A 14445-nucleotide genomic window follows, 5' to 3' on the forward strand; every position below is an offset into this window, starting at 1 on the left:
TTAATTCCCCCTTAGAATGGTAATGCTTTTCTTCTGTAATCCTTTGTATCTTTGAAAACAAGCGCTTTAAAGTTGTTGAAAATACGTGATACAATTCGCTCGTCATATGCGCCCTCTAAACGCTCCCCTGTAAGGTTTGTCGTGAAGATAGTAGATTTACCTTGCCTTCCATCGAAAACATCGAATAACACCCTATTAATGAAGTTTGTAGCTTTTGTATTAGCATCTAATGCGCCTAATTCAGCCCCTAAATCATCAACTATTAAAACCTCGGCTCTTACTAAACTTCTTATAATTGCATCTTCGGTTAATGTAGAATCTTTACTGAATGTACTTTTTATCTTCCGTAGCAATTCGCCGACTGTAACGAAGACAACTGACTTCCCTGCTCCTGCAATTTGATCAGCTATAGCGTAAGCAAGATGTGTTTTCCCTGCTCCACAATTCCCGGCCATAATCGTGTTAAACACTTTGCCGTTGAGATAATCAGTTGCGATGACCTTTGCGAGTTCAAGGTTCTTCGCTCCTTCATCGCTAGTAGGTTTGTAATTATCAAAGTTAGCCTTCTTAATGTTGCTATCGGCAATCATGCTTTGTTGGTGGAACATGAATTTCTTCTCATTCGCTTTATCCGCATCGTATTTCGCTTGTTCCTGTTGCTGAAGCTTCTTACTATCGTTTTCAAGGAAACAGCGAGGGCAAACAACTTGTCCACCGAACTTCATCTTATTCATGCCATGCGTATCGCACACATCAGAATCCATAGTCATATTCACCTTTTTGGCTATATCGGTTGGTATTGCTGCCGCCGCTCTCTGCATTGTTCTTCGCTCCTTTATTTCGTTGATATTCAGCTTCTAAAGCTTCCACATCATCCAAAGTCTTAATGTTTTTGTTAGCCCACTGTTTTAATATGCCTTCAGCGTAATTCCATTTTTTCTGTTGCTTTAATGCACGTTCCATTGCTGCTATAACAAGTTCTTCGCTTGTATCTTTAATCCACTGATCTATACCGTCTGCCATGAATGGATTTAAAACTCCAATATTACTTTCATAGAATGAGAAGGGGTTCTTACTACTACTACTTATTGTTAAATTAGTATTGTTAAGATTAGTATTGTTAGGGTTCACCTCGTGAACTCCCCCCAGTTCATCTCCTGAACCCCCCCGGTTCATTTGGTGAACTCCCCCGTTCAAATCGTGAACGTCATTGACGTAATAAACGTTAGACATATCGCCTTGTTCTTTAGATGAACGTTTCTCTTTTGTCACGTAACCTATTTCTATTAAGGTATTTAAAGCCTTAATTACCGTGTTCTTTGACATCCCGACTTTCTTACCGATTGTTGGTAAAGAAGGGAAACAACTTCCCGTTTCTTGATTAAGATGTCTACAAAGAACCATGTATACAGCCATTTCTTTATGAGAAAGTCTTGCATCATCTACAATCTCGTTATCTATCATGAAAAAACCACGTCTTCTTCTATCAATTAATGTCATTTAATTCACTCCCGCTCGCATATAGCAAATCCTTTCGATACTTTCAGGACCCTATAACCTGGGTAGCGTTTCGGATTTATATATTTCAGTACATTTTGTTTTACTTCGTCTGTTGATTTGGCATCCTTCCAGCACCAAGCCGGAAGGAGTACCTTACTTTGTGTGTTGATCATGCGATTTCCATTTCCATATTTTCAAAGTCGATTTCTTCTTGTTCAGGTTGTTCTTGCGCCTTCTCTTTCACACGTTTCTTATGTTCTAAATCTAAGAACTTAACAAGTCCTGTAAGCTGTTGAAGATTTAAATCTGCTGCCGGTACCTTGAAGTGCTTAACTGCTATTTCTTGCAAATCATCATTTGTCATGTTGTACTCACTTAATTTCTCCATTACTTCGCTTTGTTTTTTCTTCAATTCAGCTTCCGGATCAATCTTTTCGCCTTCTTCAACTTGAATTTGATTCGGTTTGTTTGGCGTGATGTCTACTCGTTTTTCAGGTTCATACGATGGAACACTATCTACTGGGCTTGATGAAATTGCCTCATCTTCGTTAATTTCAATGCCGTACTGTAATTTAGCTGCACGTTTCATTGCATGTTTCTTGAACATATCGTTGAACCAGTTATTCCACATATGTTTGTTTGTACCGTTCTTCATGTGAATGACTTCGTCCGTTTCCATCAGGACTACAACATCTTTGAACCCTTCACGTTGGGCTACTGCATAACAACCAATCACTTTTCCTCGAGGGAATTTAACTTGGTGTTTTCTAATGATCCATTCTCCTTCTTGAGAACGATCAGCTTCGAACTCATCATTTTCATGTACTGTTTGAACATCGATTCCCTTGTATCCGTTCTTTTGTCTTGCTAGGTGAAGTACACCTTCTACTGATACTTGAATGCTCATTTTGCCGCCGTACACGATGCAATAAATGTGATTTAAGAAAGGATTAAGTTCGGAGTTAACGCAAGTTTGTACGAATAAAGCGAATTGCTCATTTGTAGTACCAGTCGCAATAGTACTTTTGATTGTGTCTAATTCGGATTTCGTGAAGTTACCGATTACCTTATCTGTATTTGGTGTTGCTGTTACTTGACTAGCCATTGATTACTTCCTCCTTTTGAATTCCTTCTGCTTTTATCGTGAACTCTGTATCTTCAACCTTCGCAATGATTAACTGTCCTGCTGGCTTCGTGAAATGTAGAATGCTTTCGGCGTTATCAACGAATGTTGGAACTACTAATTGAGATTGTTTGCTTAACACTTCAACCAGCTCTAACCCTGCTTTAATCTTTTCTGCTGTAGAAAGTCTGCTGTATGGTTTACCATCCATTAAGATTTCAAATGTAGCTCTCTCTTCACCATTTTTAAGAGTTTCATAGAGCTGCACATCAATGTTTGTAAATAAACTTTGAATCTTGCTAACCATCAATTCAGAACGCTTTGTACGGAAGTCTTTAATTGCATCAATAATTGCAATTGATTCATTCTTTTCTTTACGAATTTTCGCTTGCGTTTCCGCTGCTTCATCAATTTCTTTTTGTAGCAAATCTAGTTGTTGTGATTGTCGAAGTAATCCGTTTAACTCGTAAATTTTTTCATCAATTTCTCTTGTCTGAGTTGGTTCTACTTCTTCAAGTGACATTTCTTTTATAGAAGCTTCTAGCTCTTTTAGTTTCTTAACCATGTTTGAACCAATCTGTTTTGCTTCTTCAAAGCGGTTAATTTTGTTTTGTTTAACCTGTTCAACTGCTTCATCTTGTAAGGCTTGTCCGCACGTATGGCATGTGTCTTGTAATTCCTCATCACGTATACCAAGAACAACTTCTTTTTGTTTTAATACTTGCTGCTTCATGCCTTCGATTTGATATTGCGCTTGGTTGTACTGTTGCTGTTTCTTTTGCGAATCTTTAATTGTTTTATCAATTTCTGAACGTTTCGCTTGTAATTCAGATAGTTGCGATTCGATTTCTACCTTATTAACATCAGTACTTTCAGTTTTCTGCTTCTCATACTGCTCTTTTAATGTGATAACTCGTTCACTTGCACGTTCATATGATTTCTCATGTGTTTTCTTGCGCTCTACATGAACTTTCTGTAAGTCTTCTATTGAAAGTTTCTTTAAGTTTTCTTCTAATAAACTAACTTGTATTTTGGGTAACTCCGCAAATACTTCTTTCTTTAACGGCTCACTCACATATGTAAGTAGTTGTTCACGTTGCGTTTGCCAGTGTTGTGAGCTGAAGTAACCAGGATTGAATAGTGATAGGAAAGCTTGTTTGTCAAACAACTCATCTACAAATGATTCGAATTCCTTCGCTTTCTTTGGCACTTCATTGATAAAGTACTTAGCTGCTTTCTTTTGAGATTTACCGATTAAGATATCTTTATCGTCTACTTGGATAAGGAGTTCTACTTTCGTTTCTGCATCTTCATTACCAATCGGTTTCGGCTCGTTTTTAGTTCCGTATGGATCAATACCGTATAAAACCCATGTAATCGCTTCACCTATCGATGATTTACCCGCACCATTCGGGCCACTAATAGTTGTTATTTCACCAAAAGCCACATTAAGGTTGTCATGATTTTTAAAGTTAATAATGCGCAATTCTTTAAAGTTGATTTTCATTATTTTTCCTCCTTGTTTTGAGGAGAAACCATTTGGTATAATATTGGTACATGCTTTTCAAAGTTTCTCCAAACCGTCTTAGGGGTAAGGCGGTTTTTTATTTTGTTTTGATGCTTTCACGCATCGGAATATCCAGGAACCCATTTACTAGGTGGGGGATACCATTAGATTCCTGAATATTCCGACAAGCGAACGCTTGTCCTATTTAGCTAGAGTGATAAACTCCTTATGCATTTCCTTAACCTTATCTGCGCTGTTATGTATCCCTCTAGCTCGTAAATCCTTTATGATCCACGCTAGTTTCTTCTGCTCGTATTCATCACGCTGCTGTTTATTTGTCATCTCTTGACCATCCTGTTTTCTTGTTCCAGACATCTATTCGGTGCGCTAGATATACGAATATACATATTGTCGCTGATACGATTGCCAGTGCTAATGTGCTTTCCTCCATCATTTAAACCACCTCCTGTTCTAAGGGATTTTGATTTCCATATCCTCTTCATGTATTCTGTCTACTTCTGTAATTAACAACGCTTTAATATCGCACTCGAATTCTTCATTCTTATCTAATAAGCTATTAATCTCTTTAACTGATTCCATATTTAATTCACTTTCATCGTTTTCTAACATATCGTCACGTTGAATCATTAATGACGTTGATACTTCATCTAAATGTTTTAGTAGGTCACTGAATAATTTCGCTTTTAATACTGTGCTCATATTTACGTTTGCCATTGTTGTTCCTCCCTTATATAGCCTCATTAACGTTTACTTGATAACGGATTGCCATTTCTTTAACTATTGCTAAGTAAATTTCTAGTAAACGTTTTTCTTCACCAATGATGTCTAAGTTAGAGATTTTATCGATTTTTGATTTTGATACGCCTTCTAACGCCATGCTCTTTTTCTTGTTGTTTACACGAATACTCAATTTAGCACTGGCTCTTTGTTCTAAAATTTCGTAACTTTCATTGCGGATCTTACGATACATTTCAAATCCACCTTGTTTGCGAGCTATTTTGTTTAAAATTGAAGTTGTATCTTTACGCCAATCTGTAGAATTCAAAGCTACAATTTCACTGATATTGTCTACCTTCTGTTCCAACTTTTTCTGGTTTAATTCTTGAGTAGCTAATGTTGTGAAAAGAGTTTGGAACATTTGAAGTTCTGGGCTTAGTTGAGTAGTATCGATTTGTTGTTTTCTCATATTGAAGTATCCATCAACTAATTTGTCGTATAATTCCCAAGCTGTATCATCTTCGAGAATTTTTAAAAGCTTTGCATATCCTCGTTCTGATAAAAGATATACATTTTGTGTTCGATTACTACCAATCCATCCGTTTAATATCGCTAATTCTCTAAGTGGTTGAGAGCCACTTAGAAGGTCGATGATATCTACGCCGTTTTTAAAGCGGTTTCTGTTTGTATTGATTCGACGATTTATCTCTTTTAATGGTTGACCGTGGATTTCAGCAACATCTCTTGCTAACATCGCTTTCTTGTTTTTACCGAATCCGCCTTCAATTCCGGTAAATTCATAACCTGCGATATTCTGTTTACCGATGATCTGTAATTCATTCATTTTTATTCCTCCTCATTTGTTTACCTGAGGTAAACGTAACTTCAAAAAAAATTGACTACCTATAGTTAACTTATTTCTAAAAGTTCATCTGTTGATACTTTGTATAACTTTGATAATTTCCCTAGTTTTTCAAGGCTAGGCTGTCGATAACCAAGTTCCATTTGGCAGTAAGATCCTTTTGTACATTCTAGGTGTTTAGCTACTTCTTCTTGACTATAACCTAGTTGTAACCGTATCTGTTTAGCCCTTTGCGTATTTAATTTCGCCATGTTAATCACCTTTATTCGTTTCGTTGATTTGATTATATAACAACGTTTACCTAAAGTAAACATATAATTTAAAAAAAACCATAAAATAAAAATAAAAGTTGTCTTTGAGTAAACTTTTCTGTTACATTTTATATGAGGGAACTACTTTTAGTAGTCCAATTAAAGGGGAGTTTTAAATGATGGAAAACATTATTGGTATTCGCGTTAAAGAAATTAGGAATAGTTTAGCTATGAGTCAGCAAAGTTTCGCTGATGCTATTGAAGTTAGTAAAGGAATGGTATCCTTAATTGAATCAGGTAAGAAAAAGCCTTCTAGAGATACTGTATCTAAGATTTCAAACTTAGGTAATGTATCTGCAGACTATGTAATGGGACTTTCTAATTATAAAAACCTAGATGAAAGTCAGTCATCCGAGGTTAAAACAGAATTGCACGATATGATCAGCAAAATAGAAAAACTTGATGAAGATAAACAAAAACTAATATTGAATATGATTAAAGGTGCGGTAAACAGTTTAGACGATTGATGGCGATGTTCAGCTGACAATCGTCTATTTTTTTATTTACTCTTCCGATTGGAATTGGTTCATTTGCTCCATGATTGTATTTAATGCTGAAATTGCCCCTTGATCCCCACTCTTTGCTGCACTAATTAACACTTCTAACTCTGTATACTTCTCCATCCTAAAACCCCCAGTTTTCATCATAGTAGTATGTGAACGATTCACAATGTTTTCCTAAATATCGAATCCGATATTTAGGAAATATCCCTAGAAACAGCGAATGCGACTGCCTCTGTTGAGACAATCGCATTCTTAATATTTATATCACAATCCTGGGAATGGGTTATTAACCCATTCCACCTCCAGGATCAACCATCATTCTATACGTATTTTCTTGAACAATCTTTTCTGTTTGTGCCGATTGTTCTTTTTGCTCTTTAGCAGGAGATATGTATAGTACTCCAACTAATGCAAATGTCGCTACTATAGCTAACACTTTTTTCATTTAGCATCACCCATATATATTATACCATTTTTATTAAAATCTACCAACATTTTTCTGGGCAATTTGCTGTAAAATCTGTTGCCCGCGCACTCGAAATCCACTATTGACTCTTCTATCAATTTAACGTCCTTCAACGCATAACCCAATATGCATTTTTTCATAGGGCTTAATTTCCCATCTTTTCTTTCGCATTCCTTTAAAAGTTTAACTGCCACATCAGAACACCCAATTAGCACTTGATAAAATGCTTCTTCACATACATTATATATTTCAATTTCCTCTAGGCCTTTATTACAAACCAGTTTAATGAAAGCGAAAGTATTCATAACGCTTTCTCTTCTTTTCATTACTCTTTCAAAATGGGGTGCGTCTAACATTTCTAACGATTTATTGATATACCATGAAGCTCTTTCGTAACTTTCAAAAGTGTAAGACTCTGCAAGATATACTAAAGCTGATGCCCTTAAAAGAGAAAAACAATTTTTATTATCTGGCAAATTCATTATTTCATGACACAATTCTCTGGATTTCTCAACGTTATCTTGCATTAAATAAGCGTAAGATAACCCTTCTTTAATTCTTCCTGAATATGCTGTTCTAATGAATTCATCAGGAATTTCTTCTACTTTGGGTTGCAATACTTCAGCGTATTCAAACAATGAATTAAATTTTTCTAAATCATACATCGTATAGAAAGTTAGTATTCCATATAATACTTTCATTTCTTGCGTCTTAATTACTTTACTTCTCTTACGTTCTTCTAACTTCTCTAATAAGCCTTTACCACTAACGACACCCTTATTTCGCATCCATACCAATTCGTATACGTAAGCCCATTCTCTATTCATCGCCAACGAGGACGTTTTTTCTATATCTACAATCAACTTTAATAATTCCAAATCACCGGTAGCGTTTGCATATTCCATTGCAATTCTCATATTTTGTTTGCTCGTTGTAACTGAACAAAAATTATGTAGCATTTCTTTCTTTTTTAAAGCGTCTTCACCATACAAGATGTTAAGCACCTTAATCATATTCCAAAAATTAAATTGGCTCTTACCCGATAAGTTTTTGGAAAACGAACCGCCTTTGATACCTAATTCCTTCGCGATGTCTTCTTGATTTCTTCTTTGGAAATCAATTGCATCAATAAGTTTGTTCAAAAATTTCTTTAATGCTTTCTTTTTCAATTCCTCTTGTTTTTGTTTAGGTGTCTGATCCATCAAATTTGCTCCTTCTGGAACAAAGACGCTTCGCTCTTCCCCTCAAATTTTAAACAGGAAATTCATACCATAGTAATGCTTTAGTAATATCGGCATGTTATAATGTAAGTGTTACTCGTGTAGTAACCGAAAAGAGACTTATGGCAGATGTTCCCCTTGTGAGTCGGGCGAACGGTACAAGAGTGTTCGCTGCACTACTTGTACACGCTGTGAGTCTTTTTTTCGTTCCGTTTATTTTAATGTTTTCATAATACCACATTTTTCCCAAAATTCAGTCGTGCAGTTATCAGACAATTGTTGAGAAAGTTGAGAAACTGAGGTGCGCCAACGTTTCTAAGCGATGTAAAAATAAAATATGCAAATATGCATGGAACGTATAAAAGACTTCACATGCATATATTACCATAAAATCGAACTTTTGTTCTATTTTATTTTTAGTTTTTAGTCGTTTTACAACTAAATTTATAATTAGGTCAATAAAACAACTTATTATAGTAGTATGATAGTTAGATATTTATACTTATATTACTATGATAATCTTTGGGCAAACTTTAAAACAATTAAGAAAATCGCGTGATTTAACACAAGCGGAGTTAGCTGAAACTCTTAATTTAAGTCAGAGTCAAATTAAGAACTGGGAAACTGGTCGATTTCAACCCGATATTCAAACTTTAGCTAGTATCGCCTCCTTTTTCAATGTTTCTTTAGACGTCCTTGTAGGTTTCTCTAACAATTTCGAAGATGAACCAATACAACAAGTCATTTCTGAAGCTAGGTCAACGTATGGGGCGTTAGACGATGCTCAGAAAGAACGTTTTTGCAATCAAGTGTTGTTGTTTATTCGAATGATTAAAGATAACCGAGATACGTTCTGATTAAGTACATTGTAGAAGAAAAGTTTTCCATTGGATAGTGGTAAAATTTTACAAAATATCACAAATCCAACCAACAGGACTAATCAGTCCTGTTTTTTATTTTTCTTCGACAAAATATGACAAAATAGTTGTAACCGTTTCTGTTATGATAATCACGAAAATCTTACATTTTATCATTGGGGGACTACATAATGGGGAAAATTTTTAAATTTGGGTGTTTAGGAATCATTGCTTTAATCGTACTTGGTGCTATTGGAGCGGCATTAGGCGGAGGAGACGACGACAAGAAAGAAAAAGCTTCTACTGAACCGAAACAAGAAACACAAGCACCAGCTACTAAAGAAGAGCCTAAAAAAGAAGAAGTGAAAAAGGAAGAACCTAAAAAAGAGGAACCTAAGAAAGAAGAAGCTCCGAAAAATAAACCTGGAATTAGCAAAGCTGAGTTCGATCAAATCAAAAACGGAATGAGTTATGACGAAGTTAAAGCTATTATTGGTAGCGATGGGGAAGTTTTATCAGAGACAGGTCAAGCTGGTGACCAATTCCATACAATTATGTATAAATGGGATGGGGAAAAAGGATTTGGCGCCAATGCGAATTTCATGTTCCAAGAAGGTAAACTACAAAACAAATCTCAATTTGGGTTGAAATAAAGAAAGAAAAGCTCTGATCTACAGGGCTTTTCTTTTTTCTCAAAGACTAATAGTACTTAACGTGGTAAAATAATATTTGGATTGGCGTCCAATACATATTATTAAAAGTAAAGTGGTTCAAGTCGGAGGAAGGCACCTTAGGGTGTCTTTTCTTTTGTACATTATATCCATTATGTGCTCTTTGATTTTTTATGTACATTTGATATAATTATTGTAGTAGTACTACAGTAATACCATATAGATAAAAAAAGAATCTCAGTGCTCTAACACTAAGATTCTACTTATAAAACTCTATTTCTTTGAGTTAATGAAAGCAATTAGGATAGTCGTCACCAACGTTACTATTCCTAATACAACCATAAACATTGAACAAACTGCAATGATTGTTGGTTGGTCCATTATACTCACCACCTTTCTAAGCCTTTCGTACGCCAATACGATGGGCTTATTTATTTAGTATAACAGAAATAAATACATAAAAAATGATCTCTTCTTGCCTTAACTAAATGTTAAGTACCTAATTATCTCTGGGTATACCAAATATATATAATAAACATATACGCACATCATGCTTCTACATTCTTAACAAGTTCAACACACAAAACAACTAGCTCTTAATCATCAAAAAAACATCTACAAAGAAATTTTTATAATGACTAACATAACCAAACATAAAAGTTTATACTTTGTTCCCCCCTCCTTTTCATCATTCTTCTTTACACAGATATTGTACAAATTCAATTGAGATTTTTGCAAACAGATAGCATATTTTTTATAATATCCTATAAATTTCACGTACTATATCTGATTGATAAAACACAATTCAAAAACAAACAATAATCCTCTTGCTTATTAACTTCATATATCTAATTTAAACCTTATACTCATTACTGTCGTTACTCAAAAAGCACCTTAACTAAAGGTGAACTACTGAATCCCATCATCTATATAACAGACTAACTACAATCTAAATAATTTTTTATTTCCCTTATTATCTAGCAAAGTTAGTGGCGGTATCGCCATACTCTATTCTTTTTCAGGTGATTAATTCCCTCAGGTATTAATCAATCCTATATTTTTCTGCTTTTCTTCGAATTTAATCTTGACTGAAGGTCTTGAGGGTTTTTATCATGTGGGAACGATTATGGAAGACGGCTGGAAGGCAGATTTATCCCCTACTTTGAAAGATCACAAAAAAAGTAATCGATCAAAATAGATGGATAAGCGTCTTGTTTTTGCCATGCGGTCACTTATAAGGTATCCGTATGTATAGACCCTGTTCACTCAGCGATTTTCACCGCATACATCCTTTTACTATGGCTTGTCCTTGTAATATCGTCCCTACACGACAAACTGAATGTACTCCCTAGCACCGTAATGCTAACGATAACCACCCGAACCTTTTAGAGAATCGTCCCTGGGCAAGTTCTCGCCCTCCCTCACCAGAAGAACAGGATTCCGATGAGGGGTGCTGTTTTTGTAGGCGCATACTCTGTACCCCCTGCACGACCAACAGCTAGCCACGCACGTAACACGTTCCCTCTATATAGAAGCACGGAATTACGGCTTATCAGTTTTTATTTACGTGGTATCAGGCAATTCCACGCGAACAAAAAACAAAAAGGCATCTCCAATTCCTAAATGGCCTGTAGATCCACAAGACTTCTAGGTTTAGAGATGCCCGTTATATATCTTTTGACTACAAAAAATACAATTCTAGCATTTACTAGTTGAATTTTAGTCAAACAATAGATAAAATGGGTATATCAAAGAAGCCTCGTGAAAAGGCATAGTTGTTTAAGGTTAGTGGTGGTACACTTCTTAAACGTCAACACTGTGGTTCAATACAGTTCATTCTAGTAAGTGTTGGTCGCAATTACTAGAACTGAGTCATTCCCGCTAATGGTTGGTTCCAATAGCATACGGGAGTGGCTTTTTGTTTTGTGTTCATATTCAATTGTCTTGCTCGATCTATTTATGTAGATTTGATTTATCAAAATATGTTTTGTTTTGTAGAATGATGCTTGTTGTGTACTACGTTACAACAAGCTTTTTTGTTTGTAAATGCCTCTATAAGCCGGTAATATACCCCTCTACATAAAATTCGGATTTCATTTTTATACTTTTATAAATTTATACTTTTATAAAAATCTAGTTTTTCAAAAATAGAATGATAGTTTTTTTATACTTTTATAAAATTATAAAAGTATAAAATTATATTTTTATAAAAAATACGCTAATAACGCTTGATAATATAACGTTTTGAAAATAGGTTTTAAAAACTATCATCTATTGACTTCTTAATTTTAAACTTTTTATAAAAGTATAAAATTATAAATTTATACTTTACCGTTGGTTTGTTGTGTTATAAAATCAAATTATAAATTTATAAAAGTATAAAAAACTTTTTTTTACGAGGTGACGAAAAATGTGCAAAGTTATCACAACTGGGAACTTCAAAGGTGGAGTTGGAAAGACTACCAACGCTGTAATGTTAGCTTATACATTCGCGAAACAAGGAAAGAAAACTTTATTAGTAGATTTAGATCCACAAGCAAATGCGACTGATTTACTATTTAACACAATGAAAAAAATATATTCAATCGAACCAGAATTCAAAAGAACATTAGCTATGTCACTTATAGATGCAAACTTACAGAGTGCGCTAATTAACGTACTGCCTAACTTAGACTTACTTCCTTCTTACGAGGATTTACAAACATATGAAAAATTCCTTTTCAGAAATTTTGAGGATGACTTCTCACAGGATACATATTTCGCAAAACAATTAATTGCAATCAAAGGAAATTATGATTACATTTTTATCGATGTGCCACCACAATTAAATAAATTTGCAGACAGTGCATTAGTTGCTAGTGACTATGTAATGGTTATTTTACAAACACAAGAAAGATCATTAAAAGGTGCTCAGAAATACGTTGAACATGTATTCTCGTTAGCAGATGATTACAATTTACCATTAGAAATTATTGGGGCATTACCTGTACTAATGCAAAACGGTAATGAAATTGATAAAGATATTCTTCAAGAAGCCGAAGAGATTTTTGGTAAAGCTAATGTATTTAATAACATCATTAAACAGATGGCGCGTTTAAAGAGATTTGATAGAACAGGAATCACTTATAATCTGAAAGATGTTCATGATAAAAACGTTCATACTGTATACCAAAATATTGCAGGTGAAGTCGAAAAACGAATTGAGATTTTGGAAGGAATGACAACAGTAAATGGATAACAAATTGAATATAGACAAAGAACAACTTGGCATGAGAAGAAAGAAAACTGAAGGGTCCGTAACCTTCACACCCGAAAGTAAAGAAAATCAAGAACGTAGTTTTCCTGACGACGATAAGCTCTTTGAAAAACCAAAGAGAAAACTTACTACAAAAGAATTACCAAAATCTTTCCGTGTTTCATTAGAAACACATACAGCAATATCAACACTCGCTACAATTGAAGATATGAAAATTTATGAAGTAATAAATATGTTAATCGAAGAAAAAGTTGCTTCATTACCTACACCAAAACAAAAGTTAGTAAAAAATGCTGTAAAACAAGTGCTTGAATCAAAGAAAAGTCGAGAATAGGAATGAAGTTAAACTTTATTCCTATCTAAATAAACGCATTTATAATTTTATAAAATTATAAAGTTATACTTTTATAAAATTATAAAAACTAAAATAAGAGTAGTACCTTTGGAAAATAAAAGTAAATCTTTTTTAGTAACTGTGACACCTATTACCGATAGTTCATCTTTAACTATTCAAAGTGATCAGACTAACACGGAAAAGGAAATACAGACACCAGAGAAGCCAGATCAACGTTTAGTCCCATCTAAAACAGCTAAAATTTCACCTGCTGTTTTGCTAAAGCTAAATACTCTTAAACCATTTATTCAAGAACAAGAAGGTATGGATAAAACATCAATTAACAACATCGTTGATATGCTTATTGAAAACTATGTAGATACTAAGCTAGCAAATCGACATTCTGAGGCATACAAAGATATGTACACACGTCTTTATGAAGTGTTAGAGAATAAATAAAACATTTTAAATTGGAGTGGTCATTTTGGATAAAAAATACTTGGTGACTGTAACACCTGTTTTAGATGATTCTACACCACAGAAAAAGAATTCATTGTCATCAGCAGACAGGAAAAATATAAAGGTATCGCCTGAAACACTTAATAAAATAAAAGCCATTTGCACAATGAAAGACTTGAAAAATTATGAGCTTATCGATGAAATGTTAGATTACTATATTGCTAATAAGTTGCATTCAAATGAACAAGATAATCTAAACGATATACTGTCTATACGAAAATAAGCCCTGCTTTCTGTAGGGCTTATTGTTTTAAACGATTAGATTTTTACCAGAACTTCCACCACGGCTTTTTCTTCACTTTCGCCGCAGCAACCTCATCCCGAAACTCCTGCATCTCACGTAGTGTCTTCATAAGCGTCGCATCTCGCGCTTGCTAACATGTAAACGCATAGGAACGTTCTTTTACTCAACCATCCCTTGTTTCTTACATAATTCTAATTTTTGTTGATTCTTTGTGTATTCACTTGCGCTCATACTATTAGTGTTTCCTTGATTAATTGCTTTTTTCATCATTTCATTTTCTGATTTTACGGTATCGCACTGATCTTGGTTGAGATTAGTCTTAGTTTGTGTCTTA

At 34.5% G+C, this 14445-nt stretch carries 20 protein-coding genes and 1 pseudogene; 7 read left to right on the forward strand and 14 right to left on the reverse strand.

What is annotated here, in order from left to right; translation table 11 throughout:
- Positions 1–11 precede the first annotated feature (11 nt).
- The 10 genes from AC1Q51_RS27190 to AC1Q51_RS27235 form a co-directional block, all read right to left on the reverse strand.
- Complete coding sequence (locus tag AC1Q51_RS27190) at positions 12–770, reverse strand: ATP-binding protein (RefSeq protein WP_492331849.1); 759 nt, start codon at positions 768–770, stop codon at positions 12–14.
- Positions 754–1500 carry a DnaD domain protein gene (locus tag AC1Q51_RS27195; protein WP_492331850.1) on the reverse strand — a complete coding sequence of 249 codons (747 nt, stop codon included), beginning with the start codon at positions 1498–1500 and terminating at the stop codon, positions 754–756. The genes AC1Q51_RS27190 and AC1Q51_RS27195 overlap by 17 nt, the downstream gene beginning before the upstream one ends.
- Before the next feature lie 5 nt (positions 1501–1505).
- Positions 1506–1673 carry a hypothetical protein gene (locus AC1Q51_RS27200; protein WP_492331851.1) on the reverse strand — a complete coding sequence of 56 codons (168 nt, stop codon included), beginning with the start codon at positions 1671–1673 and terminating at the stop codon, positions 1506–1508.
- Positions 1670–2605, reverse strand: a complete 936-nt coding sequence (locus AC1Q51_RS27205; RefSeq protein WP_492331852.1) for a RecT family recombinase — start codon at positions 2603–2605, stop codon at positions 1670–1672. Before AC1Q51_RS27205 ends, AC1Q51_RS27200 begins: the two co-directional genes overlap by 4 nt.
- Positions 2598–4130 (reverse strand): AAA family ATPase, encoded by a 1533-nt coding sequence (locus AC1Q51_RS27210; RefSeq protein ID WP_492331853.1) that lies wholly within the window; start codon positions 4128–4130, stop codon positions 2598–2600. The genes AC1Q51_RS27205 and AC1Q51_RS27210 overlap by 8 nt, the downstream gene beginning before the upstream one ends.
- A gap of 201 nt (positions 4131–4331) precedes the next feature.
- Complete coding sequence (locus AC1Q51_RS27215; RefSeq protein WP_492331854.1) at positions 4332–4472, reverse strand: hypothetical protein; 141 nt, start codon at positions 4470–4472, stop codon at positions 4332–4334.
- The gene (locus AC1Q51_RS27220; protein ID WP_492331855.1) at positions 4462–4584 is read right to left on the reverse strand and encodes a hypothetical protein; all 123 of its coding nucleotides are present in this window, start codon (positions 4582–4584) and stop codon (positions 4462–4464) included. The genes AC1Q51_RS27215 and AC1Q51_RS27220 overlap by 11 nt, the downstream gene beginning before the upstream one ends.
- A 17-nt stretch (positions 4585–4601) precedes the next feature.
- The gene (locus AC1Q51_RS27225; protein WP_492331856.1) at positions 4602–4865 is read right to left on the reverse strand and encodes a hypothetical protein; all 264 of its coding nucleotides are present in this window, start codon (positions 4863–4865) and stop codon (positions 4602–4604) included.
- 13 nt (positions 4866–4878) lie between these two features.
- Entirely contained in the window at positions 4879–5712 is an 834-nt protein-coding gene (locus AC1Q51_RS27230; RefSeq protein ID WP_492331857.1) for an ORF6N domain-containing protein, read from the reverse strand.
- Positions 5713–5777: 65 nt separating this feature from the next.
- A complete protein-coding gene (locus AC1Q51_RS27235) occupies positions 5778–5981 on the reverse strand; it encodes a helix-turn-helix domain-containing protein (RefSeq protein WP_001096488.1) in 204 nt (67 codons plus the stop codon).
- A gap of 176 nt (positions 5982–6157) precedes the next feature.
- On the opposite strand from AC1Q51_RS27235, the gene AC1Q51_RS27240 reads away from it, so the two are divergent.
- Positions 6158–6508, forward strand: coding sequence for a helix-turn-helix domain-containing protein (locus AC1Q51_RS27240; RefSeq protein ID WP_061457952.1), 351 nt, complete (start codon positions 6158–6160; stop codon positions 6506–6508).
- A gap of 36 nt (positions 6509–6544) precedes the next feature.
- On the opposite strand, the gene AC1Q51_RS27245 is transcribed toward AC1Q51_RS27240, so the two are convergent.
- From AC1Q51_RS27245 to AC1Q51_RS27255, 3 genes are all read right to left on the reverse strand, one after another.
- Positions 6545–6664: a DNA polymerase III subunit delta' gene (locus AC1Q51_RS27245; RefSeq protein WP_098400599.1), complete on the reverse strand. Its 120-nt coding sequence runs from the start codon at positions 6662–6664 to the stop codon at positions 6545–6547.
- Between the two features lie 166 nt (positions 6665–6830).
- The gene (locus AC1Q51_RS27250) at positions 6831–6989 is read right to left on the reverse strand and encodes a hypothetical protein (protein WP_180235572.1); all 159 of its coding nucleotides are present in this window, start codon (positions 6987–6989) and stop codon (positions 6831–6833) included.
- Positions 6986–8212 carry an AimR family lysis-lysogeny pheromone receptor gene (locus AC1Q51_RS27255; RefSeq protein ID WP_492331858.1) on the reverse strand — a complete coding sequence of 409 codons (1227 nt, stop codon included), beginning with the start codon at positions 8210–8212 and terminating at the stop codon, positions 6986–6988. Before AC1Q51_RS27255 ends, AC1Q51_RS27250 begins: the two co-directional genes overlap by 4 nt.
- Before the next feature lie 530 nt (positions 8213–8742).
- On the opposite strand from AC1Q51_RS27255, the gene AC1Q51_RS27260 reads away from it, so the two are divergent.
- The 6 genes from AC1Q51_RS27260 (at position 8743) to AC1Q51_RS27285 (ending at position 14090) form a co-directional block, all read left to right on the forward strand.
- Complete coding sequence (locus tag AC1Q51_RS27260) at positions 8743–9087, forward strand: helix-turn-helix domain-containing protein (protein ID WP_098916715.1); 345 nt, start codon at positions 8743–8745, stop codon at positions 9085–9087.
- 191 nt (positions 9088–9278) lie between these two features.
- Positions 9279–9740 carry a DUF3862 domain-containing protein gene (locus tag AC1Q51_RS27265; RefSeq protein ID WP_492331859.1) on the forward strand — a complete coding sequence of 154 codons (462 nt, stop codon included), beginning with the start codon at positions 9279–9281 and terminating at the stop codon, positions 9738–9740.
- A gap of 2428 nt (positions 9741–12168) precedes the next feature.
- Positions 12169–12996: a ParA family protein gene (locus AC1Q51_RS27270; RefSeq protein ID WP_492331860.1), complete on the forward strand. Its 828-nt coding sequence runs from the start codon at positions 12169–12171 to the stop codon at positions 12994–12996.
- Complete coding sequence (locus AC1Q51_RS27275) at positions 12989–13348, forward strand: hypothetical protein (RefSeq protein ID WP_086397647.1); 360 nt, start codon at positions 12989–12991, stop codon at positions 13346–13348. The genes AC1Q51_RS27270 and AC1Q51_RS27275 overlap by 8 nt, the downstream gene beginning before the upstream one ends.
- Before the next feature lie 108 nt (positions 13349–13456).
- Positions 13457–13807 (forward strand): hypothetical protein, encoded by a 351-nt coding sequence (locus AC1Q51_RS27280; protein ID WP_098329213.1) that lies wholly within the window; start codon positions 13457–13459, stop codon positions 13805–13807.
- A gap of 25 nt (positions 13808–13832) precedes the next feature.
- Complete coding sequence (locus AC1Q51_RS27285) at positions 13833–14090, forward strand: hypothetical protein (protein ID WP_492331861.1); 258 nt, start codon at positions 13833–13835, stop codon at positions 14088–14090.
- A gap of 43 nt (positions 14091–14133) precedes the next feature.
- Here AC1Q51_RS27285 and AC1Q51_RS27290 read toward each other — a convergent pair.
- A pseudogene (locus AC1Q51_RS27290) lies at positions 14134–14241 on the reverse strand (DUF3967 domain-containing protein); the annotation flags it as partial.
- Between the last annotated feature and the right edge of the window lie 204 nt (positions 14242–14445).

It is taken from the genome of Bacillus sp. MT94 (genome assembly GCF_058792475.1).